The organism is Streptomyces sp. 2323.1 (assembly GCF_900221035.1).
In the GTDB taxonomy this organism is placed as follows: Bacteria; Actinomycetota; Actinomycetes; order Streptomycetales; family Streptomycetaceae; genus Streptomyces; species Streptomyces sioyaensis.
Window position 1 is genome coordinate 3,791,241 of sequence record NZ_LT907981.1, and the last position, 24,708, is coordinate 3,815,948.

Consider the following 24,708-nt stretch of genomic DNA (forward strand, 5'->3'; position numbering starts at 1 on the left):
ACTCTCTGTTCAACACGGCGTTATGGGGTGCTTGCACACAGTGCACATGTCTTGTGATGCTATGACCGCTTTTGCCGGATACATGCACTGTGAAGGGTGGCGTGACCGTGACGGCCCGTACTGCGCCCAAGGCTCCATCCCGCGAGAGCCGAAGCGCGGACACGCGGGCACTGACCCAGGTGCTGTTCGCCGAGCTGACGGACCTCGAACCCGGCACCCCGGAGCACACCCGGGTCCGTGCCGCGCTGATCGAGGCCAATCTGCCGCTGGTCCGCTATGCCGCGGCCCGCTTCCGCAGCCGCAACGAGCCGATGGAAGACGTCATCCAGGTCGGCACCATCGGCCTGATCAACGCGATCGACCGCTTCGATCCGGACCGGGGCGTCCAGTTCCCCACCTTCGCGATGCCCACCGTCGTCGGCGAGATCAAACGCTACTTTCGAGACAATGTCCGCACGGTCCATGTGCCGCGCCGCCTCCACGAGCTGTGGGTGCAGGTCAACGGCGCGACCGAGGATCTGACGGTGCTGCACGGCCGCTCCCCCACCACCGCCGAGATCGCCGAGCGCCTCAAGATCGGCGAGGACGAGGTCCTGGCCTGCCTGGAGGCCGGCCGCTCGTATCACGCCACCTCACTGGAGGCCGCCCAGGAGGGCGACGGCCTGCCCGGACTGCTCGACCGCCTCGGCTACGAGGACCCGGAGCTGGCCGGCGTCGAGCACCGCGACCTCGTACGGCACCTCCTCGTGCAGCTGCCCGAGCGCGAACAGCGGATCCTTCTGCTGCGTTACTACAGCAATCTGACGCAGTCCCAGATCAGTGCGGAGCTGGGGGTGTCGCAGATGCATGTCTCACGGCTACTGTCGCGGAGCTTCGCCCGGCTGCGATCCGCAAACAGGATCGACGCCTAACCGGGACGGGCGACCCGTCCCCGCTCAGCTGCGCAGATATGTCGACATGGCGCTACAGCGTGTTGCCGACATGTGACATTCTGCAGGAACCGCGTTTGCCGTAGCGCTGCCTCCGGTATTCAGGTGGAGGTATCACTCCCCGGTCCGCCCCGGCCCGGGGACGCCGCAGCGACCCGTCCGCGACCTCAAGGGGGTGGCATGTCCGTAGAACTGGGCAGCTCAAAGGTGCTTTCCGCGATTCCCGCGCCGGCACCGCACGTGCATGACGACGACGCCATCAACACCCGCACGCTCTCCCGCTCCCTGTTCCTGCGGCTCGCCTCGCTCGACAAGGACTGCGCGGAGCGCACCTACGTCCGTGACACGCTCATCGAGCTCAACCTCCCGCTCGTGCGGTACGCGGCCGCCCGCTTCCGCAGCCGCAACGAGCCGATGGAGGACATCGTCCAGGTCGGCACGATCGGCCTGATCAAGGCGATCGATCGTTTCGACTGCGAACGCGGCGTGGAATTCCCGACGTTCGCGATGCCGACGGTGGTCGGTGAGATCAAGCGGTTCTTCCGCGACACCTCGTGGTCGGTACGGGTCCCGCGCCGGCTCCAGGAGCTCCGCCTCGCCCTCACCAAGGCCAGCGACGAGCTGTCCCAGAAGCTGGACCGCTCCCCGACCGTCCCCGAACTCGCCCTGTGCCTGGGGGTGTCGGAGGAGGACGTGGTCGACGGCCTGGCCGTCGGCAACGCCTACACCGCCTCCTCGCTCGACTCCCCCTCCCCCGAGGACGACGGCGGCGAGGGCTCCCTCGCGGACCGCCTCGGCTACGAGGACAGCGCGCTGGAGGGCGTGGAGTACCGCGAGTCGCTCAAGCCCCTGCTGGCCAAACTCCCGGCCCGCGAGCGCCAGATCATCATGCTGCGCTTCTTCGCCAATATGACGCAGTCCCAGATCGGCGAGGAGGTCGGCATCTCCCAGATGCACGTCTCCCGGCTGCTGACCCGCACCCTGGCGCAGCTGCGCGAGGGCCTGATCTCCGACTGAGGAACGGTCCGCCGAGGGGCCGTACGGCGCTCCGTGCCGCTCGGCGGACAGTTGCAGAGGACCGGAGGCTGCGGGGCGTGGCGCATACGGCGCGCACGCCCGCCCGTACGAGAGCCGTCCGTCGTCCGCCCTCTGTACACCTGACACCCCGTCAGCAACACTGGCCCGATGCGACGGACGACTGCTGCCCGTGCCTCTGCGGCCGTGCTGTGTCTGGGTGTTCTGCTCACCGGCTGCGGGAACGCGGCCGAGCAGGGCTATGCCGCGGTGGGCGCGGCAGGCCCCGCCGACGGCCGTACGCCGACCGGTGCCGTACCGCCCCAGGACGGTGTCGAGCTGACGCCGCTGGACGGCGGCGGACACGACGACAGCACGGACGGTAGTGACGGCACTCCGAGTTCCGGACGGCCCGCGGCGAGGGCCTCTTCCCGCCCCGGCTCCGGTACGAGCGATGCGGCCCGCGGCTCCGCCTCCCCCGACGGTCCCGGCGCCCGCGCCACACCATCCCCGGGAGCGCCCGCCGGCCAAGGCGGCGGCACTACGCCGACCCCCGCACCGTCCTCGCCCAACCCCCCGGCTCCCTCGGGCGGTTCCACTCCCCCGCCGCACGGTTCGCCCGCTCCCGAGCCGCCCTCGCCGACCCTTCCGCCCGGCCCGGGCGCCCCCGCCGGCCTCCTGATCGGCACGCCGCGGCTCGCCGACACCGACGTCCGCTGGTGCGAGAAGGTCAGCCTCGACTTCCTCAACACCGGCGACCGGCCCGTCACCGCCGGGACCGTCACCTTCGGCACCCACATCATCGGCGCCCTGGGCATCGACTGGGCCACGGTCACCTCCACCCACAAGCTGCCGCTGCCGCTCGCCCCGGACCGGAAGAAGTCCGGCAGCTGGCGGGTGTGCGTGGACGGCTGGCGGGTGCCGGCGGGGATGCACCTCGAGACCAGGGACGTGGGCTTCAGCTGGAGGTAGGAGTCCGGCCGGCCGGCCGTGCCGCGCCGGGGACCGCCGTAGGGGCCGGGGTGCATGCCGTGCCCCGCGACGCCCGCCTTCGAAGGCCCCTGAGGCCCCTGAGGCCCCCGAAATCCTTTCCTGGATAGCGATGAGTTCCGAGGGGTGCGACGGTCTAAAGAGGCACAGACGCAGCCACCGGCAGCGAACCGTCCCAGGGAGAAGACCATGCCCAAGATCACGCCCAACCTGTGGTTCGACACCAAGGGCAAGGAGGCCGCCGAGTTCTACTGCTCGGTGTTCCCGAACTCGCGGATCAAGAACGTCACCTATTTCAACGAGGCCGGTCCGCGCCCGGCGGGCACCGTGCTGACGGTCGAGTTCGAGCTCGACGGCCAGGAGTACGTGGCGCTCAACGGCGGCCCGGAGTTCACCTTCACCGAGGCGATCTCGCTGATGATCACCTGCGCCGACCAGGACGAGATCGACTACTACTGGTCCAAGCTCTCCGAGGGCGGCGAGGAGGGCCCCTGTGGCTGGCTGAAGGACAAGTACGGGCTGTCCTGGCAGGTGGCGCCGGGCGGGATGGCGGAGATGCTCAACGACCCGGACCAGGAGCGGGCGACCCGCGCCATGAAGGCCATGCTCGGCATGAAGAAGATCGACATCGCCGCGCTCCAGGCGGCGGCCGACGCGGCATAGGGCGGGTCCGCGGGGTGCGGGCGGGCCCGCAGGGGCCCGCCTGCCGACCTGCGGCGGCCCGCCCGGACGGCGACCCCGGGCGGGCCGCCCGCTCCCCCCAACAGCGGGTCGTTAGCGGGGTGTTAGCGGTCCAACAGCGAGGCCGGTCAGTGTGGTGGTCAGCGCACCGGACGACGGGACGCACCGACACCACCAGGGGGACACCGATGTCGCACCACACCACGCTTCGCCGCGGACGCAAGACCGTCGCCGCCACCGTGATCGCCGCCGCCGCGCTGACGCTCACCGCGTGCCAGGGCGGCAAGTCCGACGCTTCGGGGACGCCGTCCGCCGCCGCGTCGGCCGCCGCGTCCGGCGGTGCTTCCTCCGACAGCGGTGCGTCCAACGGCGGCTCGTCCAGCGGCGGCTCGTCCGCGGCCCAGGGGTCCTCCGGTGCGGGTGCCGGTCAGGGCGCCTCGGCGCAGGGTGGCGGCCGGGCCCCCCAGCACACCGGCAGTGGCGCGCAGGCCGGCCCCGCGTCCGCCCGGCACGGTGCCACCGCCCGCTGCACCACCGCAGGCCTGCAGGCCGGCTGGGGCTCCTCGGGCGGCGGCGTCCCGGACATGCACGGCGACGGGCAGCAGACCGCCGCCGTGTGGCTGAAAAACACCGGTAGCAGCAGCTGCACCCTCAGCGGCTTCCCCGGCGTCCAGATCAAGGGGACCGACGGCAAGTCCCTCGACCTGCCGCGCTCCGCCCAGAAGCCGGCCCCCGTCACGCTCAGGCCGGGCGGCACCGCGTCCTTCACCATCCGCCTGCTGCCGTCGATCAGCGACGGGGACCAGAAGATCGAGCCCGGCACGGTGCTGATCACCCCGCCGAACCAGAAGCAGCACTTCCAGCTGAAGTGGCCGTACGGCGGCGCCATTCTGGACCAGTCCGGCGCCACGCACCCAGGCACCTACATCAACCCGATCCACGTGCCCTGACCGGTCCCCCACCGCTCCGTCCCGCCGCGCCGGCTGCCCCCGCAGCCGGCGCGGCGGCATGTCGGCGGGCGGCGCCCCTCACGAGCGGCTGCGATTGCGTCCGGTACGGAGCGGTCGTGGCGCGGGGCGGCGCCGTATGCCCACCTCGCGCAGCGTCCGGGCGGCCGCCTGCACGGCCGCGGGGGACGCCTCGGCGAAGACGGCCTCGTGGGCGTCGGCGTGGGCGCGGACGGCGCGCTCGGCGGTGCGCACCCCGTCCGGGGTCAGCCGGATCATGGTGGCGCGGCCGTCGTCCGGGGAGGGCTCGCGGCGTACGAGACCGCGGCCGGTGAGATGGTTGACCACGTTGCTGAGGCCGCCGGAGGACAGCAGCAGGGAGCGGGCCAGTTCGTTCGGCTGCATCCGGTACGGCTCACCGGCCCGGCGCAGTGCGACCAGGATGTCGAACTCGGCGACCGTGAGGCCGAGTTCGGGCAGTAGCCCGCGGGTGGCCTCGTCCAGCGCGCCGGCCAGCTGCGTTATCCGTTTCGACAGCTCCGTCGTGGGGCGCAGCACGTCCGGCAGCTCGGTGCGCCAGGCGTCCATCAGCGCATCGACGGGGTCGGGTCCTGGTCCGGGCGCTGCGGTCACGTCCGGCAGGATAGTTCAGCACCATGATAGCTTTCTACAAAGCTTTCTTCCGAGCGTGTAGAGGTCGTGATCTGCCATGGGAAGCAAGAGCCGCCGCACCCCGCGCCTGCTGCTGCGCGGCGGTCTGGTCATCGACACCGACCCCCACCCCACCGTCCACCCGCACACCGATGTCCTCGTCGAGGAGGGCCGGATCGCCGCCGTGGGCGCGGGGCTGCCGCTCGACGACACCGAGCCCGGGCTTGAGGTGATCGACGCCCGTGCGCTGATCGTGCTGCCCGGCTTCGTCGACACCCACCGGCATCTGTGGCAGGCGGTGCTGCGCTCGGCCGCGGTCGATGAGAGCCTCGACGGCTACCTCAGCCGGATCCTCGGCGACCTCGCCGGCCGCTTCACCCCCGCCGACGTCTACACCGGCAACCTCCTCGGCGCGCTGGAGTGCCTGGACGCGGGGATCACCACCGTGCAGGACTTCTCGCACGTCCAGTACTCACCGGAGCACGGCGCGGCCGCCGTCGAGGCGCTGCGGGAAGCGGGTATCCGTGCCGTGTTCGGCTACGGCTACCCGGTCTTCGACGAGAGCGCCCGGCAGGCCGACTGGGTGCGGCGGGTGCGCGCCGAGCACTTCCCGTCGCGCGAGGCGCTGGTCACGATGGCCCTGGCCCCCGTCGGCCCGTCCTTCGGCACGCCGGAGACGGTGCGCGAGGACTGGCTGCTCGCCCGTGAGCTGGGGCTGCCCGTCGTCGTCCATGTGTCGGCCGGGCCGGTGGCCCAGGAACCGGTCGCCGCGCTCCGGGAGCAGGGGCTGCTCGCCCCCGGCACCCTCTACGTGCACGGCAATTCGCTGGCCGACTCCGAGCTGCGGCTGATCGCCGAGTCCGGCGGTGCGGTGGCGATCACCCCGGCGATCGAGGCCTCGATGCGGTTCGGTGCGCCGATGGCACCGCGGCTGCGCCGGGCGGGCATCACCACGGGGCTGGGCGCGGACGCGGTCACCTCCGCGCCGGGCGATATGTTCTCGCAGATGCGCGCCGCGCTGACGAGCAGTCACTTCGACGGCGCGGGCGACGGGGAGACGTCCACGGTCCGGGCGGCCGATGTGCTGCGCATGGCCACCGCCGAGGGGGCCGCGGCGCTCGGCCTGGGCGACGAGGTGGGGTCGCTGGGGATCGGCAAGAGCGCCGACCTCGTGCTGCTGCGCGCCGATGCGGTCAATCTCGCCCCGGTGGGCCACGATCCGATCGGGGCGGTGGTGACCGCTGCGCACCCCGGGAACGTCGACACGGTCCTGGTGGCCGGGCGCGCGGTCAAGCGCGCGGGGCGGCTGGTCCACGGCGAGCTGACCGGCGTACTGGAGGCGGCGCACCGGTCGGCGGAGCGGATCGCGGCTCTGAACTGAGCCGCGGACCGCGGTCGGGAGCCCGGAGCACCGGGCCCCCGTACAGGGACGTGCGGGCCGTTACGCCAGCGCCAGCCAGGCTGCGCCGGCGACGACCAGGATCGCGACGATCACGCCGACGATGACGCCCACGCGGGGGCCGGACGACTGCTGCGGGGCCGGCGCACGGCGGCTGCCGGCCTGCGGGGTGCCGCCCTCGTCCACGAAGGCGCGGAACATCTGCGTGCTGCCGGCCGGGTCGTAGTTGCCGCCGGCCTGGTTCTGCGGGTTGGTCGCCATGGGCAAGGACCCTAGCGAACCGGGGGCGGAGGGGCACCCCTGGGGCGCGCAGCGAGCGCCTACGGAGCGGGGACGGACCGCGTACGGGGCGTGGGCGGGTGTACGGGCAGCTCGTCTGGGGGTGTCCCGCTACCGACCGGAATCGGCCAGTCGCCTCGCCCCGCCCGTGACCTGCGCCTTTGCGGGTCGCGTCACAGCCGTTGACCGCCGACCGCCGGAGAGTTTCCGTTTCCTTTACTCCAATCTCGAACCAATTCATTTGCCTTCAGCAACCAACATGCTTATGGTTGCCTCAAGCAACAAAGGTCCGAGCGAGGAATGGATGGGGGAGCCGGTGGCCGCTCACCGTCAGTTCGAGGAGCTGGCCAGGCAGCTCAGCGCCATCGGCGCCGTCAAGCGCGAGATGGGCCGGGTCCTGCCGCCGGACTGCCCGCCCGCCTCGGCGGCCGTGCTCACCGCGCTCGAACGGCACGGCGAGATGCGGATGAGCCAGCTCGCCGAGCTGCTCGCCATCGACACGTCGGTGACCAGCCGGCACGTCGCCCATGTCGCCGAGCGCGGCTGGATCGAGCGGGAGCCCGATCCGGCGGACAAGCGGTCCCGGCTGCTGCGGCTGACGCCGAGCGGCCGGGAGCTCCTGGAGGACATCGCCGGGTGCTGCACGGCGGCGCTCGCCCGGTATCTGCACGACTGGTCCGACGCCGACGTCGGACACCTCAACGACCTGCTCGCCAGGCTCCGTACGAGCTTCGGCGACTGCCGCCCCCGGGCGCACCACGATTCCACCCGTACACCCGCAGGATGAAAAGGAACCACATGGCTACGACCACACCAGCCGGTGTGCGGGGCGGCCACGCCAGGCACGGGGGCGGACACCACGCCTCCGACGGGGCCCCCATGACGCACCGTCAGATCATGGAGGCGCTGTCCGGGCTGCTGCTCGGCATGTTCGTCGCCATTCTGTCGTCGACGATCGTCTCCAACGCGCTGCCCGAGATCATTCATGACCTCGACGGCGGGCAGAGCGCCTACACCTGGGTCGTCACCGCCTCGCTGCTGGCGATGACCGCGACCACCCCGCTGTGGGGCAAGCTCTCCGACCTGTTCAGCAAGAAGCTGCTGGTGCAGTTCGCGCTGGTCATCTACGTCGCGGGGTCGGTCGTCGCCGGGCTGTCGCAGAACACCGGGATGCTGATCGCCTGCCGTGTCGTGCAGGGCATAGGCGTGGGCGGGCTGTCCGCCCTGGCCCAGATCGTGATGGCCGCGATGATCTCCCCGCGGGAGCGCGGCCGTTACAGCGGCTACCTCGGCGCCACCTTCGCCGTCGCCACCGTCGGCGGCCCGCTGCTCGGCGGGGTCATCACCGACACCAGCTGGCTCGGCTGGCGCTGGTGCTTCTACGTCGGTGTGCCGTTCGCGATCATCGCGCTGATCGTGCTGCAGAAGACCCTGAAGCTTCCGGTCGTCCGGCGCGAGGGCGTCAAGGTCGACTGGGCGGGCGCCTTCTTCATCAGCGCGGCGGTCTCGCTGCTGCTGGTGTGGGTGACGCTGGCCGGCGACAAGTACGACTGGATGTCGTGGCAGACCGCCGCGATGGTCGGCGGGGCGGTGGTGCTCGGCGCGGTGTTCGTCCTCGTCGAGACCAAGGCCAAGGAGCCGATCATCCCGCTGCGGCTGTTCCGCAACAAGACGATCACCCTGGCCTCGGTGGCCTCGCTGTTCGTCGGTGTCGCGATGTTCACCGGCACCGTCTTCTTCAGCCAGTACTTCCAGCTGGCGCGCGGCAAGTCGCCGACGATGTCCGGCATCATGACGATCCCGATGATCGGCGGCCTGTTCCTCTCGTCGACCGTCTCGGGCCAGATCATCACCAAGACCGGCCGCTGGAAGGCCTGGCTGGTCGCCGGTGGCGCGCTGCTGACCGCGGGCCTCGGCCTGCTGGGCACCCTGCGCTACGACACCGAGTACTGGCACATCGCGATCTTCATGGCGCTGATGGGGCTCGGCATCGGCATGATGATGCAGAACCTGGTGCTCGCCACGCAGAACCAGGTCGCCCCCGAGGACCTCGGCTCCGCCTCGTCCGTCGTGACCTTCTTCCGCTCGCTCGGCGGTGCGGTGGGCGTCTCCGCGCTCGGTGCGGTGCTCGCCAACCGCGTCACCCACTACGTCAAGGACGGCCTGGCCGAGCTCGGCCCCAAGGCCGCCAAGGCCGCCTCGCACGCCGCCGGCAACAGCGGCGGCGGCATCCCGGACCTGGACGCCCTCCCGGCGCCGCTGCGCACCGTCATGGAGAGCGCCTACGGCCACGGTGTCGGCGACGTGTTCCTGTACGCGGCGCCCTGTGCGCTGCTCGCCTTCCTCTTCACCCTGTTCATCAAGGAGGTCGCGTTGAAGACGCGGGGCGGACTGCACCAGAGCTCCGAGGGCGAGGAGGCCGCGGACACTGCGCCGGCCGCCCCGGCACTCACCGGCATCCCGGCCCAGGCCGCCGCTCCGGCGTCGGCCGAGGAGCGGGAGCCCGCCCTGGTGGGCGCCCCCTCGGTGGCCCCCGACGACGATGCGCACATCCCCTCCTGGGCCCAGCCGGCCGCCGCGACGGCCACCCGGCCACTGGCCGCGTACGCCTCCGCCGGCGGCGGTGACGCCACCCCCACCGGCTCCGCGGTGCACGGGTTCGTCCGCACCGCGGACGGCACCCCCGTGCCGCGGTCCGCGGTGACGCTGATCTCGCTCGGCGGGCGGCAGCTGGGCCGCGCGGTCGCCCAAGCCAACGGCTCGTACGTGCTGAACGCCCCCGGCGCCGGCTCGTACGTGCTGATCGCCGCGGCCGACGGCCACCAGCCGCAGGCCTCCACGGTCGTCGTCGGCGAGGCGCCGCACAGCTACGACATCCTGCTCAGCGGCGTCAGCGGCCTCGGCGGCCAGGTCCGCAGCGCGGCCACCGGGGAGCCGGTCGAGGGCGCGATGGTCGTCGTCACCGACGTCCGCGGCGAGGTGCTGGCCACCGGACAGACCGGCGCCGAGGGCCACTTCGGCTTCGACGAGCTGGCACCGGGGACCTTCACCGTCGCCGTGAACGCCGCGCACCACCGTCCGGCGGCGCTGCCGGTCGAGGTCGGCGGCCAGGGCACGACCCGGATCGAGGTCGAGCTGCTGTCCGGCGCGCGGGTCTCGGGCACCGTCCGCGCGGGCGGCGCCGGCCGGCCGCTGTCCGATGCGCGGGTGACCCTGGTGGACGCGGCGGGCAACGTCGTGGCCACCTCGACGACCGGGGAGGACGGCGCCTACGCCTTCACCGACCTGGACGCCGGCGACTACACGGTCATCGCGAGCGGCTACCCGCCGGTCGCCACCGGCCTTGCGGTCGATGCCCGCGGGGTCGACGGATACGACGTCGCACTCGCCCACCCCGGGGACTGACCCACCGGGCCCCGGGGCATCTCCGGGGAGGCAAGACCCCGGGCCGGGGCGCGCGTTGAGCGGAGGCGCGCACCGGCCCGGGCCCAGGGCTCCGGCGGCGGCGTGACGTACAGGCAGGGGACGGCCTGCACGCCGCCGTCCGGAGCCCCCTCAGCACGGGGCAACCCCACCAGGCAACAAAAACGGGAGAGGCAATGACTTCGACGGGCGCGGGGCTGCGGGCCCAGATCCGCACGCGGGACGGCTGGGCCGTCCAGCACGCCGTACTGACCGTCACCGACATGACGGGCGCGCAGGTGCTGCGCGAAGCGGCGGACGAGGAAGGCGCCGTCCGCAGCGCACAGCCGCTGGCCCCCGGCCCGTACACGGTCATCGTGACGGCCGTCGGCTATGCGCCGGCCGCCGCCACGGCGATCGTGACGGCGAGCGGCCGGATGGACGTGGGCAGCGTCGTCCTGGCGCGGCAGGGCGGGGCCGAGCTGCCGCCGCCCGGCGCATGGACCATCGACCCGATGCACTCGACGGTGGCCGCGGTCGCCCAGCACCTGGGGATCTCCAGCGTGCACGGCCGGTTCACCGAGTTCGGCGGCCGGATCGAGATCGCCGAGGACCTGGCGGCGTCGCGGGTCGAGGCGGACATCAAGGCCGCCTCCATCGACACCGGCAACGGGATGCGCGACGGCCATCTGCGCTCCGAGGACTTCCTGAACGTCGAGGAGTTCCCGGAACTCACCTACCGCAGCTCGGGTCTGACACCGGCCGGCCCGGACCGCTGGACGGTGCACGGTGAGCTGTCGCTGCACGGTGTCGTACGGCCCGTGGACCTCGAACTGAGCTACCTCGGCACCGGCCCCGACCCCTGGGGCGGGGTGCGCGCCGCCTTCCGCGCCACCGCCGAACTGCGCCGCGAGGACTTCAAGATGAACTACAACCAGGTCGTGGCGGCCGGTATCGCGGCGATCGGGACGACGCTCAAGGTCGAGCTGGACATCCAGGCGGTGCAGGGCGAGAGCCTGCCGATGGGGTGAGAGCCTCCGCTCTCCCCCGGGCGCTCGCCGGTCAGTCGCCCGGCCGGTCGCGCATCGCCTCGATGCCCGCGATCTGCAGATCGAGCGCGAAGGCGAAGTCGCGGTCGCGCATCTCCCATACGGTGCTGCCGCCGCGGGCCGCCATGACCTTGGTGGAGTTCTCCAGCGTCTCCGCGAACTCCGGGCGGCCCTGGACCGCGGTCATCACCTGCTGGAAGTACTCGTCGACGGACATCCCCGCCTCCGCGCAACGGGCGTTGAACAGGCCCTCGATGGTGGCGAAGCCGTAGACGAACTGGAACACGGCGGACAGCCCGCCGGTGATCTGCTCCAGCGACAGCCCGCTCTCCTTCATCACCCGCATGCTGGCGTCGGAGAAGGCGGTGGAGTGCGGGCCGATGTTGATGTACGTGCCCACCAGCCGGGCCACCCAGGGGTGGCCGGTCAGCAGGGCGCGGTATTCGCCGGCCAGGGAGCGCAGATGGTCCCGCCAGTCCCGGCCGGGCTCGGCCTCGTCCGGCAGCCGCATCTCGCCCATGACGCTGTCCAGGGCGAGTTCCAGCAGGTCGTCCTTGGTGTCGACGTACCAGTAGACGGACATCGCGGTGACGCCGAGCTCGGCGGCGAGCCGGCGCATCGAGAACTTGGCCAGGCCCTCGGCGTCCAGCAGCCGGACCGTCGCCGCGACGATCTTGTCGAGGCCGAGTCCGGCCGGCTGGTCCGCCTTCCGTTTGAGCGGGGGGCGTTCGGTCAGCCAGACGCTGTTCGGCCGCTTCCCGGCGTGGCCGTCCGTCGCTGCCATGGCGCCTCCCTGTCCCTGAGCATCGTCGGGTCCGTCCCGTACGGGTGCGGTACGGACGGCCCCGACGTGCCCTTCACGATGCTGTGCTGTTCACGATGATGTGCCGTTCACGATCACTTCACCACCGATGCTATTCCGCCGCGGCGGAGGCCGGTTCCGGGCCGGACGGCGCGGCCGCCGTCTCCTGCTCCCGGCCCGCGCGCTCGGCCCGGCTCAGGAGGAGGGCGGCGAGCAGTCCGCCGAGGAAGACCGCGGCCGCACCGGCCAGCTGGCTGACGCCGATGCCGGCGGCGAAGGCGTCCTGGACGGCGGCCCGTTCGGCACCCGTACGGGTCCTGGCGAGCGCCGCGGGCAGCGAACCGGCGCCCGCCGCGACCAGCGGAAGCAGCGCCACGAAGCGGGAGTTGAGGACCGCGCCGAGCACGGCGACGCCCAGGCCCGTGCCGAACTCCATCAGGGTGCCGTTGACGCCGGCGCCCACCCCGGCCTTGGCCGGCGGGATCGCGGACATGATGGCGTTGGCCATCGTCGGCATGGCGAGCGCGATACCGATGCCCATCACGATCAGGCCGGTCAGCAGGCCCGGGTAGCTGTGCCCGCCGAGCAGCGCTATGGCGGCGAGACCGGCCGCGAGCAGCGACATCCCCGAAATGATCATTCCCGGAGTGCCGACCTTGGGCATCAGACGGGCGCCCAGCCCGGTGAAGTTGATCAGTATGACGGTGACGGCGAGCGGCGCCATCCGCAGCCCCGCGTCCAACGGACCGTAACCGAGGACCAGTTGGAGGTGCTGGGTGAGCAGGAACAGCGAGCCGCCCATCCCGAAGGCGACGAGGATGCCCCCGGAGACCGCGCCGATGAACCGGCGGTTGCGGAAGAAGTGCATGTCCAGCATGGGGTACGGGACATACAGCTCCCACAGCACGAAGGCCGCGAGGCCGACGGCCCCGACGGCGGCGGAGACCAGCACCCGGCCGGACAGCCAGCCGGCCTGCGGCCCGGAGATGATCGCGAAGACCACCCCGCCCATGCCGATCATGGACAGCAGGGCGCCCGGCAGATCCGGTCGCTCACCGCCGCGGCTGCCGGACTCCGGGACGAGGGCGACGACGGCCGCCAGCGCCATAACGGCGACCGGCAGATTGACCAGGAACAGCGCACCCCACCAGAAGTGGTCCAGCAGCGAGCCGCCGATCAGCGGCCCGGCGACGAAGGCGAGGGAGTTGACCGAGCTCCAGATGCCGATGGCCTTGGGCCGCTCCGCGTCGTCGAAGATCTGCATGACGACGGCGAGGGTGGTGGTGACCAGCAGCGCACCGCCGACGCCCATGCCGGCGCGGGCGGCGATGAGCTGGCCGGGCGACTGGGCGAGGGTCGCACCGAGCGAGGCGAGGCCGAACAGCACCAGACCGGCGGCGAGCATCTTCTTGCGGCCGTAGCGGTCGGCGGAATTGCCTGCGGTGAGCAGCAGACCGGACTGCACCAGCGAGTAGGCGTTGATCATCCACTGGACGTCAGCGGTGGTCGCGCCCAGCTCACCGGTGAGCGAGGGGATGGCGACGTTGAGGACGGTGTTGTCGAGGATCACGGTCAACTGCGCGAGGCAGATGACGGCGAGGATCAGCCAACGGGCGGTGGGCCGGCCCGTCGGCTGAAGCGTGGTGGCTTCGGAGGCCACGGCGGACATACGGGCTCCCTGTACGGCGTATGGTGCGAGCAGATGCTTTACACCGTACAGGGAGAGTTATACGCCGTACATTTCATTTTCCGTGCGTGCCGGGGGAGGGGAGGCGGGGGCGGATCGGCCACCGGCCCGTCGGCTCGTCGGCCCGTCGGCTCGTCCGCGCGGGTCGCCCCTTCCGGGTTGTGCCTTACCGGTCAGGCCTTCCGCGTCAGGTCGTAGAAGGTGGCGCCGTCGACGGTGACCTTCTTGAAGGTCTTCTCCACCCAGGAGGTGATCTTCGAGGAGTCGCCGCTGGCGCCGCCTTGGCCGGCCCGTCCGCCGCCTTGGCCGCCCTGCCCACCGCCGGGGCCGCCCTTCCCGCCGCCGGGGCCAGCCCTTCCGCCCCGTCCGCCCGCGATGAAGTAGTGGATCTTTCCGTCCGTAACCTCCCGCGTGAACTGGGCGAGGGTCGGCGAGGGGTCGCTCCCGTTGAACCCGCCGATCGCCATCACCGGCTTCTGGGTGGCGAGTTGATAGCTCGCGGCGTTCTGGGAGCCGATGGCCGCGGCGGCCCAGGTGTAGTGCCCCGCGTCCTTCTCCACCAGCGCCTTGGCCCGGTCGCTCACCTTGCTGCCGTTGAGCAGACCGCCCATCCCGCGGCGCTGGCCGAAGCCGCCCGGGAAGCCCTGCCGACTCCCCTGCTTGCCACCCCGGACCGGACCGCCGGCGCCCGGCGGCAGACCCGGACCACCCTGGCCCGCGCCCGGTGCACCACCCGGCGCACCCCCATGGTTGCCACGCCACATACCGGCCCGCCGGCCGCCGGGGAAGCCTCCGCCGGGCCCGCCCATGGCACCCCGTACCGCAGGCCCGGCCGTGATGATCGACCCGCCCTTGGGGGTGTTGACCGTATCGAGGGTGTACGCCACCGGACCGGCCAGCGCCGTCACCACCCCGAGCCCGGCCGCGAGCACCGCGATCCGCCGGCCCGCGACACCCCGCGGCACTCCGTCCCGTCCTGCGGCCTCCCCGCCGTCCGCTGCCGCCGCCTTGGCCGCCCCCGCCCGGGCCGTCGCCAGCAGACCGGCCGCCGCGAGCAGACCGAGCGCCAGCACCGTCCAGCGCAGCCACGGCAGCCACTCCGGCGACCGGTTCAGCAGCACGAACGACCAGCCGGCGGTCACCGAGACCGTCCCGGCCAGCACCAGCGGAGCGAGCCGCCCACCGCGCCGCCACAACAGCGCCGAGCCCATCCCGACCAGCGCCGCGATGTACGGGGCCAGCGCGATGTTGTAGTACTGGTGGAAGATCCCGGACATGAAGCTGAAGATCGTGAAGGTCATCAGCAGCGCGCCGCCCCAGACCAGGAACTCCGCGCGCTGAGCTGCCTGTTCGGCGTCCACCGCGCGGCGGGCTCGCCACAGCACGCACACCGCCGCCACCAGCAGGATCAGCGCCGCGGGCAGCAGCCACGAGATCTGCCCGCCCATGTCGGCCGAGAACAGCCGGGTGATCCCGGTCTGCCCCCATCCACCCCCGCCGCCACCGGGACGACCGCCACCGCCGACACTGCCGGTCTCGTTGCCGCTGATCCGCCCGAGGCCGTTGTAGCCGAAGGTCAGCTCCAGGAAGCTGTTGTGCTGCGAACCGCCGATGTACGGGCGCGAGGACGCCGGCCACAGCTCGACGACCGCCACCCACCAGCCGGCGGACACCACCATCGCCAGCCCGGCGAGCAGTAGTTGACCGAACCGCCGGCGCAGCGCGACCGGTGCACAGCAGGCGTACACCGCGGCCAGCGCCGGCAGGATCAGCCACGCCTGGAGCGTCTTGGTGAGAAACCCGAGCCCGAAGCAGACCCCGGCCAGCACCAGCCACTTCGTACGGCCGTCCGCAAGGGCGCGCAGTACGGCGGCGATGGCGCAGACCATCAGCAGGCACAGCAGCGCATCGGGGTTGTTGAACCGGAACATCAGCGCCGCGACCGGCGTCACCGCCAGCGCCCCGCCCGCGAGCAGCCCGGCGCCCGCCCCGAACCGCCGCCGCACGGCCGCGTACAGCACCCCGACCGTGGCCACGCCCATCAGCGCCTCGGGCACCAGGATCGCCCACGAGCCGAGCCCGAAGATCCGTACCGACAGCGCCATCGGCCACAGCGCGGCCGGCGGCTTGTCGACGGTGATGGCGTTCGCCGCGTCGGAGGAGCCGAAGAAGAAGGCCTTCCAGCTCTCGCTGCCGGCCTGCACGGCGGCCGAGTAGAACTGGTTGGCATAGCCGGAGGAGGACAGGCTCCAGAGGTAGAGCACCGCTGTGACCAGCAACAACGCCAGCAGCGCCGGTCGCGCCCAGCGAGGGTCGGCCACCGGCGGCGCGGCGGACGGCCCCCGGGAGGCCGACGACGCCGGCCGCGCTCCCTCCGGTGACGTCACGGGGGTCGGATACGGCGGCCGGGCCGGCGTGCCGGGCGGGTGCGGGGTCATCGGGCGCTCCTGAAGAAGTCGTTGCGGTCGTGCGGGGCGGGCGGCGGCACCGCGGCGGTCTCATCCGCTCGCTCACGCTCCGGAAAGACCCAGGCGCGGAAGAGCAGGAACCGCAGCACGGTCGCCGCGAGGTTGGCGGCCACCAGCACCGCGAGTTCGGTGCCGTGCGCCGGGGTGGCGCTGGCGGCGTCGAGAGCGGCGAGGGAACCGCTGGTCAGGGCGAGCCCGATGGCGAAGACCACCAGCCCCTGGGCCTGGTGACGGACCACCCGGTCCCGGCCCCGTACGCCGAAGGTCAGCCGCCGGTTGGCGGCCGTATTGCCGAGCGCCGAGACCAACAGGGCCGCCGCATTGGCCGGTTGCGGCCCCACGCCGAGCCGGAAGAGGGAGTACAGGCCGAGATAGCACAGGGTGCTCAGCGCGCCGACGACACAGAAGCCGACGAGCTGACGGGCCAGCCCGCCCGGCACCCCGGACAGCTCACGGTCGCGCGGATCGTCCCCGAACGGCCGGGCCAGCCGGTCCAGCGGCAGCGCACCGGTCGCCAGCGCCCGCCCCACCCGCCACACGCCCTTGAGGTCGTCGGTGGCCGTCCGCACGAGGTGCACGGTGCTGTCGGGGTCGTCGACCCAGTCCACCGGCACCTCGTGGATCCGCAGCCCGGCCCGCTCCGCAAGGACCAGCAACTCGGTGTCGAAGAACCAACCGGTGTCCTCGACCATCGGCAGCAGCCGCGCGGCGACGTCACCCCGGACGGCCTTGAACCCGCACTGCGCATCGGAGAACCGTGCGGCGAGCGAGCCGCGCAGAATCAGGTTGTAGGCGCGCGAGAGGAACTCCCGCTTCGGCCCGCGCACGACGCGGGCGCCGCGGTTGAGCCGGGTGCCGATCGCCAGATCCGAGTGCCCGGAGATCAGCGGCGCCACCAGCGGCAGCAGCGCGTTGAGGTCGGTGGACAGATCGACGTCCATGTACGCCAGCACCGGCGCCTCGGACAGCGACCACACGGTGCGCAGCGCCCGCCCGCGCCCCTTCTCCTCCAGCCGCACCGCCGTGACCTCGTCGATCGCCTCGTCGAGCCGGGCGGCAACCTCCGGCGTACGGTCCGTGCTCGCGTTGTCGGCGATGGTGATCCGGAAGGTGTACGGGAAGGTGCGGACGAGGTGCTCGTGCAGGCGCAGCACACAGCGTTCGAGGTCGCGGTCCTCGTTGTAAACGGGGACCACCACATCCAGCACGGTCCTGATCTGGCCGAGCCGCAGATGCTCGCGGGGCGGCAGGGAGCCCAGCGGTTGGCCGGGCGGCTGTGTCGTCGTCATGCCCACGACACTCGCCAACCCCGCTGTCACGGCGGTGTGCTGAGGCTGTGGCTGGGCTATGAGTGGGGGGCGGGGGGTGTGGGTGGGGGTGACGGGGGCGTGTGCGGGGGTGCGTGGGCGGGTGCCTTTACGGGGGCGGGTGCGGGCGCCGGGGTCCGGTCGGGGGCAGGTGTGGGGCCGTACGCGGGCCCGTGTGCGTCCGGCGACCCGGCGGCGGCCGGCGCAGCGTCCGACGTGGCCGCCGGCAGCCTCACCGTGAAGACGGTCCGTCCCGGCACGCTCTCCACCCCGACCGTGCCCCCGTGCGCGGCGACCACCGCCTGCACGATGGCGAGGCCGAGCCCCGTGCTCCCGGCGGTCCGCGAGCGCGAGGCATCGCCCCGCGCAAAGCGCTCGAAGACATGCGGGAGCAGCCCGGCCGGAATGCCGGGTCCGTCGTCCTGCACGTCCAGCCGCACCGCGCCGCCGCGGCCGGCCACGCGCACCCGGGCGGTCACCGTGGTCCCCTCCGGCGTATGGGTACGGGCGTTGGCCAGCAGATTCACCAGGACCTGGTGCAGCCGCCCCCCGTCGCCGTACACCAGCGCCGGCTCGTCGGGCAGCTCCAGCCGCCACCGGTGACCGGGTCCCGCCACCCGCGCATCGCTCACCGCATCGACCACCAGCGGCGACAGATCGGTGCCCGCATACGAAAGCGGCCGCCCGGAGTCGAGCCGGGCCAGCAGCAGCAGGTCCTCCACCAGCCCCGTCATCCGCTCCGCCTCCGACTCGATCCGCCCCAGTGCGTGCCGGGTCTCCGGCCCCGGCTGCTCCCGTCCGCGCCGGGTCAGCTCGGCATAGCCGCGGATCGACGCGAGCGGCGTGCGCAGCTCATGGCTGGCGTCGGCGACGAACCGCCGGACCCGCATCTCGCTCTCCTGACGGGCCGAGAGCGCCGCACCGACATGCCCCAGCATCCGGTTCAGCGCCGCGCCGACCTGCCCCACTTCCGTCCGCCCGTCCGACTCGGACGCCGGCACCCGCACATGCAGCGCCACCTCGCCCCGGTGGAGCGGGAGTTCGGAGACGCGGGTGGCGGTCGCGGCGACCCTGCGCAGCGGCCGCAGCGCGATACCGACCATCGCGGATCCGGCGATCCCGGCCGCGATCAGCCCGGCCAGCGTCACACACCCCTCGATGAGGACGAGCCGGCCGACCGTGTCCTGGACATAGCGCAGCGGCAGGCCGAGCACCAGCGAGCCGTGCTTGGCGGACTGCACCCGGTAGTCCCCCAGCCCGGGCACCTCAGCGGTGTGCGGCCTGCCGTCCCGCGGGACCGCGTTCAGCGCGGCGAGCTGGTTCCCGTCCAGCGACGCCAGCCGGTCCTCGGGCAGCCGCCTGGTCGCGTTGCTCAGCTTGGCCCCGTCCTGGACCGTCCCGTCGGGTCCGATCCGCGCCCCCACCGTCCCCAGGGGCTGCCCCCCGAGCGCCACAAAGTCCAGGTCATTGTCATGAAGCCGCATCGGATCGTGCGGCCGCGGGGCCTCCACCCGGTGCACGGAGTCCTTGACCTGCCGGTCCAACTGCCCCTGCAGATAGGCGTGCAGGGCAATGGTCGTCACCGTCCCGATGACCGCCCCGACGACGGCGATCATGACCACGGCCGACACGACGAGCCGGGTACGGAGGGACCAGCGGCGCCGGGGGGTGGGGGCGGGTGGGGTCGGCGCGAGGGGAAGGGACTCGGTCGGCTGGTGCAGCCCCGGCGTCTCGTCCGGTTCGCTCGGCTCCCGCCGCCCGGATGTCGTAAAAGCGCCCTGCGGGCCAGGCTTCCCGCTCCCCGTCCGGCCGGCCGCCCGCCCGGTCAGTCGTCTACCCACCGGGCTTGATCAGATAGCCCGCGCCCCGGCGGGTGTGAATCATCGGCGCCCGCCCCGCATCGATCTTCCGCCGCAGATACGAGATGTAGAGCTCCACGACGTTGGCCTGGCCCCCGAAGTCATAGCTCCAGACCCGGTCGAGGATCTGCGTCTTGCTCAGCACCCGCCGCGGATTGCGCATCAGATAGCGCAGCAGCTCGAACTCGGTGGCCGTCAGATGGATCTCCTGGCCGTCCCGCCACACCTCATGGCTGTCCTCGTCGAGCACCAGATCGCCCACCGTCAGCCGCGACTCGCTCCGCGCGGCCGCCGCCCCGGCCCGGCGCAGCAGCCCCCGCAGCCGGGCCACGACCTCCTCCAGGCTGAACGGCTTGGTGACATAGTCGTCGCCGCCCGCGGTCAGCCCGGCGATCCGGTCCTCGACCGCGTCCTTGGCGGTCAGGAACAGCACCGGAACATCCGGCAGTTCACGCCGCAGCCGTCCGAGCACCGTCAGCCCGTTCATGTCCGGCAGCATCACATCGAGCAGCACCGCATCCGGCCGCCAACTACGGGCGCAGCGCAGCGCGCTCGCGCCGTCTCCCTCCGCCCGGATGTCCCATCCCTCGTAGCGCAGCGCGAGGGACAGCAGATCTGCGAGCGAGGACTCGTCGTCCACGACCAGGACCCGTACGGGACTGCCGTCGGCCCGCAACAGCTCCGGCTGCTTCGCGGGCGCCCCCCTGGAGGACGAGGCCGAAGCCGGCGTACGAAACGACGCTGAGGACGACGAAGTCACGGTCATGTCAGCGAGCTTGGGACACCGCCGTGAAAGCTTCCTTGCGCCTTTCTGTGAATTTCCTGAGAATCCCCCTTGCTTCGCTTCCCCCTCCCCCGGGGGCCCCGCCCCCACCCCACCCCACCCCACCCCGCTCCAACCCCCGCGCCGGCCCAAGAACGGCAACCCACCAGGGGCAGCTCGCCAGCGGCAACCCACCGGGGGCAGCCCCCCAGCGGCAGACCGCCAGCGCCCCCCGGCTGAGCCACCAACGGCCTGCCAGAGCCTGCCCGTTGGGGCTGGCTCGCGGGTTCGGTCGGGCCGTCCCACCCCGGCCGTGCGCGTCCCCGACCGACCTGGGCCGCCCCCCGCGCGGTCCAGGTCGATCACCACATGCAAAGCATCGCACCAGCCACTGACAATCGCCCTGACCAGCACATTCGCTCCGTACGCACCCCCACCCGGCGCCCGCCGACACCACCTAGGCCCCCACGCCGACACCTCCACAGACGCCTACCGGTGGCCGCCCGCGGACGCACACCGACACCGCCAAGGACACCGACCGCAACACCCCACGCAGCCCGTCCCGTCGCCGCCCTCGTCGCCGGTGCCGTGGCCGCCCCATCGCCCGTCCCGTCGCCGGTGCCGTGGCCGCCCCATCGCCCGTCCCGTCCGCCCATCCCCGGCCCACTCTCCTCCCAGGTGCCGCGTACCGTCACACCATGAGACTCCTCGCCCTCTCCGGCAGTCTGCGGGCACGCTCCTCCAACGGCGCGGTGCTGCGCTCCGCCCTCGCCCTCTGGGACGGCCCGACCGCCCTCGCGGACATCGGCGCGCTCCCGCACTTCAATCCCGACCTGGACGGCGAGGACGCCACACCCCCCGCCCCCGTCGCCGCCCTGCGCACCGCGGTCGCCGCCGCCGATGCCCTGCTCCTCGTCAGCCCCGAGTACGCACACGGCGTCCCCGGCGTCCTCAAGAACGCGCTCGACTGGCTGGTCAGCAGCGGCGAATGCGTCAACAAGCCCGTCGCGGTGATCACCGCGTCACCGTTCCCCACCGGCGGCGACCACGCCAACGCCCAGCTCCGCGAGACCCTGCGCATGATGACCGGCGGGGTCGTGACGGCGGCGTGCCGTGAAATCCCTGCCATCGGCCCGAAGATCGACCCGGCCACCGAACGCGTGGCGGACGAGGAGACCCTCGCCGATCTGGGCGTGGCCATGACTCACCTGGCCACGGCCGCCGCTTCCCCGCTCACGCCCTGACCCCCGCCCCGGAACGCCCGACAGCCCCGGCAGGCACCCACCCCACCGTTCGCCGACCCGACCCGCCCCGCTCCCTCACACGCCGAACAACCGCGCCGCGTTCCCGTAACAGACCCCCCGCAGCCACTCCTCGCCCAGCTCCAGCCGGGTGAGTGCCTCCAGCGCATGCGCGTACCCGTAGGGGATGTTGGGGAAGTCGCTGCCGAACAGCACCCGTTCGCCGAGGTCCTTCAGCCGAGCGAGCTCCTCCCGTGGGAACGGCGCGGCCCGCTCGGAGAAGTCGGTGAAGGCCATCGTCGTATCGAGGTGCACACCGGGATAGCGCTGTGCGAGGTCCAGGAAGTCGGCGTACTCCGGCATCCCCATGTGGGCGATGATCAACCGCAGCCGGGGATGGCGGGCCAGCACCCGCGCGATCGGGTCGGGCCCGGTGTGCTTGCCGGGCGCCGGTCCCGAGCCGCAGTGGATGACCACCGGCACACCTGCCTCCGCGAGCGCACCCCACACCGGTTCGAGCTGCGCATCGGCCGGGTCGTACCCGCCCACCTGCACATGCGCCTTGAAGACCCGGGCCCCGTCCCCGAGTTCGTCGCACACGTACCGGCCGGCACCGTCCTCCGGAAAGAACGTCGCGGTCCGCAGACAGCCGGGCGTACGGGCCGCGAAGCCGGCCGCCCAGCCGTTGAGCCACTGCGCCATTCCCGGCTTGTGCGGATAGATCATCGAGGTGAATGCCCGTACCCCGAAGCCGCGCAGCACCGCCAGCCGCTCGTCCTCCTCGAACCGGTAGGCGATCGGCCATGCCTTGCCCACCAGCGGCCCGGCCGCGTCGAAGTACGCCCAGACCTTCGCCATCACCCGCTCGGGCATGAAGTGCGTATGCACATCGATCAGCCCCGGAAGCCCCAACTCCCGCCAGAACGCGCCGACCCGCTCATCACCGTCCGCCACGCCGGGCCCCTCCCCTTACGGTTGCGCCCCTACGGACCCCGCCCGGCACGGGCTACCTGCACCATGCACCAGCTACCTGTACCCAGCATCTAACGCCCCCACCGGCCCTCGGAACAATCCCCATCAGTCACTTTCCCCCCGGCCAACACTCCCCACCTCGGCCCCCACCCGGCGCACCACCCCCCGCCTCAGAACAACCCCTCCTGCCCAACCCCCTCCCGCTCCCCCACCCCAGCTACCGCGGCCCGCACCGGAACCGTCGTCACCCGCCCCCCAGCCGCCCCCAACACCCACCCCGACAACACCCGCGCATCCATCACCGCAACCACCCCACCAACCCCCGGCCCGTCTCCCTGCCCCCGCCCCCACTCCCCCGCCAACCGCAGATACACATCCGCCCCCACCCCGGCCAGCACCTCCCCCACCACTTCCGCCCCCGCCGTCATCCCACCCAGCTCCGCCACCTCACCCGGAATCCGGTCGAGCCCGAACAGCTCCGTATGGTCCGTACACGCGAACTCCACCTGCTCCAGCGTCTCCGGCCAGAGCGCCGGCTCCTGTGCCCTGGCGTGCAGTCGGGCAAGCTCGGCCACCCGGTCCGCCACCGGGGGCAGCGCCCCGCGCGCCGCCCGCTTCGCCGACTTCGTGAACCTGTCGGGCACCGCCAGCGCGCTCCCCAGCACCGCCTCCGCCCGCCGCGCCGCCATCAGCGGCCCGCGCCCCAGCCATGCGTACGCCACCGCGCCCTGCTCCACCAGCCGGGCCGCCCCTCGCTCGGCAGCCGTGATCCCCACCTTCAGCAGGCCGGGCCCGAAGTACGCGAGATAGACGCCGTACGGACGCGGATCGTCGGCCATGGTGTCCGCCGCCACCGAACGCGACCGGTCCAGCTGGGCGCAGCGCGCGCACTGGTCCTTGGCGCTCGCCCCGTCGAGCACCGCGTCGTACGGGCACACGATCCATCGGCCGGCCCGCCGCACCCCCAGACAGCGCCGCTCCCCCTGCGCGGCGAAGGCCAGCGTCTTGCCCGCGCGGAGCAAGCTCGTCCGCTCCGCACCGCGCTCGGCGCAGTACCAACCGAGCCGCTGACCGAACCGCCCCTCCGGCTCCGGCCCGCCGCCTGACCAGCGCGGTCCCGTACATCGCCACACACCGCCAGCGTACGACCACCCACTGACAACGCGGCCGCCCTCAGCCCCCGCCGCCGTTCGGCCCGCCCCCGTTCCCCGGCGACCCCCGAAACGTGCTCCGATAGGCCCGCGGCGAGACCCCCACCGCCGACTGCAGATGCTGCCGGAGCGAGGCCGCCGTCCCGAAGCCCGCCTCCGCCGCGATCCGGTCCACCGTCAGCTCCGTCTCCTCCAGCAACTGCCGGGCGCGCTCGATCCGTTGCTGCGTCAGCCACTGGAGCGGCGAGACCCCGGCCTCCTCCCGGAAGCGCCGTGTGAAGGTCCGTACGCTCATCGACTCCCGCGCCGCCAGTTCCCGCAGACTCAGCGGCCGGTCCAGATGGTCCAGCGCCCAGGCTCGCGCCGCGCCCGTGGAGGACACCTGCGGCTCCGGCACCGGCCGCTGGATGTACTGCGCCTGGCCGCCCTCCCGGTGCGGCGGCACGACCGTCCGCCGCGCCACCTCGTTGGCCACCGCCGCCCCGTGATCACACCGGACCATGTGCAGACACAGATCGATCCCGGAGGCGACGCCGGCCGCCGTCAGCACCTCGCCGCAGTCCGTGTACAGCACGTCCGCATCCAGCTCGACCGAGGGAAACAGCCGACGGAAATCGTCCACCGACCGCCAGTGCGTGGTCGCCCGCCGACCGTCCAGCAAACCGGCCGCGGCCAGCACGAACGCCCCCGTACAGATCGACGCGATCCGGGTGCCGGGCCGGATCCGCCCCAGCGCCTGGGCCAATTCCGTACTCAGCCGCCCGGCACCACACCCCTCGCTGCGGTCGTAGTCCGCCCCGGATGCCGGTACGACCACGGTGTCGGCCGTCGCCAGCGCCTCCGGCCCATGCGCGACCTGCACCGTGAAGTCCGTGTCCGTCAGCACCTCACCCGGCCGCAGCGCACAGGTCACCAGCTCATACAGCCGCTCCCCGTCCGCCGACCGCGCCTCCCCGAAGATCCGGTGCACGATGCCGACCTCCATGGGCAGCATCCCGTCCCGCACCAGCACCACCACCCGGTGCCGCCGCCCGCCCTCCGGGACGACCCGGCCGCTGCTCCCCTTCACACCCATGGCCCGATCCTTGCACACATTGACCATCGGGCCACTCGTTCG

General features: G+C 72.5%; 21 protein-coding genes. 10 read left to right on the forward strand and 11 right to left on the reverse strand.

The genetic code is table 11. From position 1 onward, the window contains the following. The first annotated feature begins 101 nt into the window (after positions 1–101). The 5 genes from CPH93_RS16015 (at position 102) to CPH93_RS16035 (ending at position 4,564) form a co-directional block, all read left to right on the forward strand. Entirely contained in the window at positions 102–911 is an 810-nt protein-coding gene (locus tag CPH93_RS16015) for an RNA polymerase sigma factor SigF (protein ID WP_026169670.1), read from the forward strand. Positions 912–1,109: 198 nt separating this feature from the next. Continuing rightward, the gene (locus CPH93_RS16020) at positions 1,110–1,946 is read left to right on the forward strand and encodes an RNA polymerase sigma factor SigF (RefSeq protein ID WP_006604265.1); all 837 of its coding nucleotides are present in this window, start codon (positions 1,110–1,112) and stop codon (positions 1,944–1,946) included. A gap of 168 nt (positions 1,947–2,114) precedes the next feature. Further along, positions 2,115–2,915, forward strand: coding sequence for a hypothetical protein (locus CPH93_RS16025; RefSeq protein WP_231977366.1), 801 nt, complete (start codon positions 2,115–2,117; stop codon positions 2,913–2,915). Positions 2,916–3,122: 207 nt separating this feature from the next. Further along, positions 3,123–3,596: a VOC family protein gene (locus CPH93_RS16030; RefSeq protein ID WP_006604267.1), complete on the forward strand. Its 474-nt coding sequence runs from the start codon at positions 3,123–3,125 to the stop codon at positions 3,594–3,596. 206 nt (positions 3,597–3,802) lie between these two features. Beyond that, positions 3,803–4,564 carry a DUF4232 domain-containing protein gene (locus tag CPH93_RS16035; protein WP_096213246.1) on the forward strand — a complete coding sequence of 254 codons (762 nt, stop codon included), beginning with the start codon at positions 3,803–3,805 and terminating at the stop codon, positions 4,562–4,564. Positions 4,565–4,642: 78 nt separating this feature from the next. Here CPH93_RS16035 and CPH93_RS16040 read toward each other — a convergent pair whose 3' ends face one another. Beyond that, positions 4,643–5,194, reverse strand: coding sequence for a MarR family winged helix-turn-helix transcriptional regulator (locus CPH93_RS16040; RefSeq protein ID WP_231977368.1), 552 nt, complete (start codon positions 5,192–5,194; stop codon positions 4,643–4,645). A gap of 76 nt (positions 5,195–5,270) precedes the next feature. Between CPH93_RS16040 and CPH93_RS16045 the strand changes: the two genes are divergently transcribed. Next, on the forward strand, positions 5,271–6,593 hold the full coding sequence (locus tag CPH93_RS16045; protein WP_096213248.1) for an amidohydrolase family protein: 1,323 nt from the start codon (positions 5,271–5,273) through the stop codon (positions 6,591–6,593). 60 nt (positions 6,594–6,653) lie between these two features. Here the strand turns inward: CPH93_RS16045 and CPH93_RS16050 are convergent, their stop codons facing one another. After that, a complete protein-coding gene (locus tag CPH93_RS16050) occupies positions 6,654–6,872 on the reverse strand; it encodes a hypothetical protein (protein WP_093484285.1) in 219 nt (72 codons plus the stop codon). 334 nt (positions 6,873–7,206) lie between these two features. Here CPH93_RS16050 and CPH93_RS16055 point away from each other — a divergent pair, with 334 nt between their 5' ends. From CPH93_RS16055 to CPH93_RS16065, 3 genes are all read left to right on the forward strand, one after another. After that, on the forward strand, positions 7,207–7,677 hold the full coding sequence (locus CPH93_RS16055; RefSeq protein ID WP_096215462.1) for a MarR family winged helix-turn-helix transcriptional regulator: 471 nt from the start codon (positions 7,207–7,209) through the stop codon (positions 7,675–7,677). Positions 7,678–7,688: 11 nt separating this feature from the next. After that, positions 7,689–10,295 (forward strand): MFS transporter, encoded by a 2,607-nt coding sequence (locus CPH93_RS16060; protein WP_096213249.1) that lies wholly within the window; start codon positions 7,689–7,691, stop codon positions 10,293–10,295. Positions 10,296–10,489: 194 nt separating this feature from the next. Then, positions 10,490–11,323: a YceI family protein gene (locus CPH93_RS16065; RefSeq protein WP_093484283.1), complete on the forward strand. Its 834-nt coding sequence runs from the start codon at positions 10,490–10,492 to the stop codon at positions 11,321–11,323. A gap of 31 nt (positions 11,324–11,354) precedes the next feature. Here CPH93_RS16065 and CPH93_RS16070 read toward each other — a convergent pair whose 3' ends face one another. The 6 genes from CPH93_RS16070 to CPH93_RS16095 all read right to left on the reverse strand — a co-directional run bounded on the left by CPH93_RS16070 (position 11,355) and on the right by CPH93_RS16095 (position 20,140). After that, positions 11,355–12,125: a TetR/AcrR family transcriptional regulator gene (locus CPH93_RS16070; RefSeq protein ID WP_096213250.1), complete on the reverse strand. Its 771-nt coding sequence runs from the start codon at positions 12,123–12,125 to the stop codon at positions 11,355–11,357. Between the two features lie 130 nt (positions 12,126–12,255). Then, a complete protein-coding gene (locus CPH93_RS16075) occupies positions 12,256–13,812 on the reverse strand; it encodes an MFS transporter (RefSeq protein WP_096213251.1) in 1,557 nt (518 codons plus the stop codon). Positions 13,813–14,003: 191 nt separating this feature from the next. Continuing rightward, positions 14,004–16,268, reverse strand: a complete 2,265-nt coding sequence (locus CPH93_RS16080) for an ArnT family glycosyltransferase (protein ID WP_096213252.1) — start codon at positions 16,266–16,268, stop codon at positions 14,004–14,006. Beyond that, a complete protein-coding gene (locus CPH93_RS16085) occupies positions 16,265–17,587 on the reverse strand; it encodes a bifunctional glycosyltransferase family 2/GtrA family protein (RefSeq protein WP_231977370.1) in 1,323 nt (440 codons plus the stop codon). Before CPH93_RS16085 ends, CPH93_RS16080 begins: the two co-directional genes overlap by 4 nt. A 56-nt stretch (positions 17,588–17,643) precedes the next feature. Continuing rightward, complete coding sequence (locus CPH93_RS16090; protein ID WP_197708768.1) at positions 17,644–19,221, reverse strand: sensor histidine kinase; 1,578 nt, start codon at positions 19,219–19,221, stop codon at positions 17,644–17,646. A gap of 217 nt (positions 19,222–19,438) precedes the next feature. Then, entirely contained in the window at positions 19,439–20,140 is a 702-nt protein-coding gene (locus tag CPH93_RS16095; protein ID WP_006604280.1) for a response regulator transcription factor, read from the reverse strand. A 785-nt stretch (positions 20,141–20,925) separates the two neighbouring features. Here CPH93_RS16095 and CPH93_RS16100 point away from each other — a divergent pair. Beyond that, a complete protein-coding gene (locus CPH93_RS16100) occupies positions 20,926–21,471 on the forward strand; it encodes an NADPH-dependent FMN reductase (RefSeq protein WP_096213253.1) in 546 nt (181 codons plus the stop codon). Positions 21,472–21,546: 75 nt separating this feature from the next. On the opposite strand, the gene CPH93_RS16105 is transcribed toward CPH93_RS16100, so the two are convergent. From CPH93_RS16105 to CPH93_RS16115, 3 genes are all read right to left on the reverse strand, one after another. Continuing rightward, positions 21,547–22,422, reverse strand: a complete 876-nt coding sequence (locus CPH93_RS16105) for an amidohydrolase family protein (RefSeq protein WP_096213254.1) — start codon at positions 22,420–22,422, stop codon at positions 21,547–21,549. Positions 22,423–22,610: 188 nt separating this feature from the next. Next, positions 22,611–23,573: a DUF2797 domain-containing protein gene (locus CPH93_RS16110; protein WP_231977371.1), complete on the reverse strand. Its 963-nt coding sequence runs from the start codon at positions 23,571–23,573 to the stop codon at positions 22,611–22,613. 40 nt (positions 23,574–23,613) lie between these two features. Then, entirely contained in the window at positions 23,614–24,666 is a 1,053-nt protein-coding gene (locus tag CPH93_RS16115) for a GlxA family transcriptional regulator (protein ID WP_231977373.1), read from the reverse strand. Between the last annotated feature and the right edge of the window lie 42 nt (positions 24,667–24,708).

Excerpts from the sequence above, each read along its gene's own strand:
- CPH93_RS16020 (WP_006604265.1), top strand. The coding sequence starts at position 1,110 with ATGTCCGTAGAACTGGGCAGCTCAAAGGTGCTTTCCGCGATTCCCGCG.
- CPH93_RS16025 (WP_231977366.1), top strand. The coding sequence starts at position 2,115 with ATGCGACGGACGACTGCTGCCCGTGCCTCTGCGGCCGTGCTGTGTCTG.
- CPH93_RS16030 (WP_006604267.1), top strand. The coding sequence starts at position 3,123 with ATGCCCAAGATCACGCCCAACCTGTGGTTCGACACCAAGGGCAAGGAG.
- CPH93_RS16035 (WP_096213246.1), top strand. The coding sequence starts at position 3,803 with ATGTCGCACCACACCACGCTTCGCCGCGGACGCAAGACCGTCGCCGCC.
- CPH93_RS16045 (WP_096213248.1), top strand. The coding sequence starts at position 5,271 with ATGGGAAGCAAGAGCCGCCGCACCCCGCGCCTGCTGCTGCGCGGCGGT.
- CPH93_RS16050 (WP_093484285.1), bottom strand. The coding sequence starts at position 6,872 with ATGGCGACCAACCCGCAGAACCAGGCCGGCGGCAACTACGACCCGGCC.
- CPH93_RS16060 (WP_096213249.1), top strand. The coding sequence starts at position 7,689 with ATGGCTACGACCACACCAGCCGGTGTGCGGGGCGGCCACGCCAGGCAC.
- CPH93_RS16065 (WP_093484283.1), top strand. The coding sequence starts at position 10,490 with ATGACTTCGACGGGCGCGGGGCTGCGGGCCCAGATCCGCACGCGGGAC.
- CPH93_RS16070 (WP_096213250.1), bottom strand. The coding sequence starts at position 12,125 with ATGGCAGCGACGGACGGCCACGCCGGGAAGCGGCCGAACAGCGTCTGG.
- CPH93_RS16075 (WP_096213251.1), bottom strand. The coding sequence starts at position 13,812 with ATGTCCGCCGTGGCCTCCGAAGCCACCACGCTTCAGCCGACGGGCCGG.
- CPH93_RS16080 (WP_096213252.1), bottom strand. The coding sequence starts at position 16,268 with ATGACCCCGCACCCGCCCGGCACGCCGGCCCGGCCGCCGTATCCGACC.
- CPH93_RS16085 (WP_231977370.1), bottom strand. The coding sequence starts at position 17,587 with ATGACGACGACACAGCCGCCCGGCCAACCGCTGGGCTCCCTGCCGCCC.
- CPH93_RS16090 (WP_197708768.1), bottom strand. The coding sequence starts at position 19,221 with ATGATCGCCGTCGTCGGGGCGGTCATCGGGACGGTGACGACCATTGCC.
- CPH93_RS16100 (WP_096213253.1), top strand. The coding sequence starts at position 20,926 with ATGAGACTCCTCGCCCTCTCCGGCAGTCTGCGGGCACGCTCCTCCAAC.
- CPH93_RS16115 (WP_231977373.1), bottom strand. The coding sequence starts at position 24,666 with ATGGGTGTGAAGGGGAGCAGCGGCCGGGTCGTCCCGGAGGGCGGGCGG.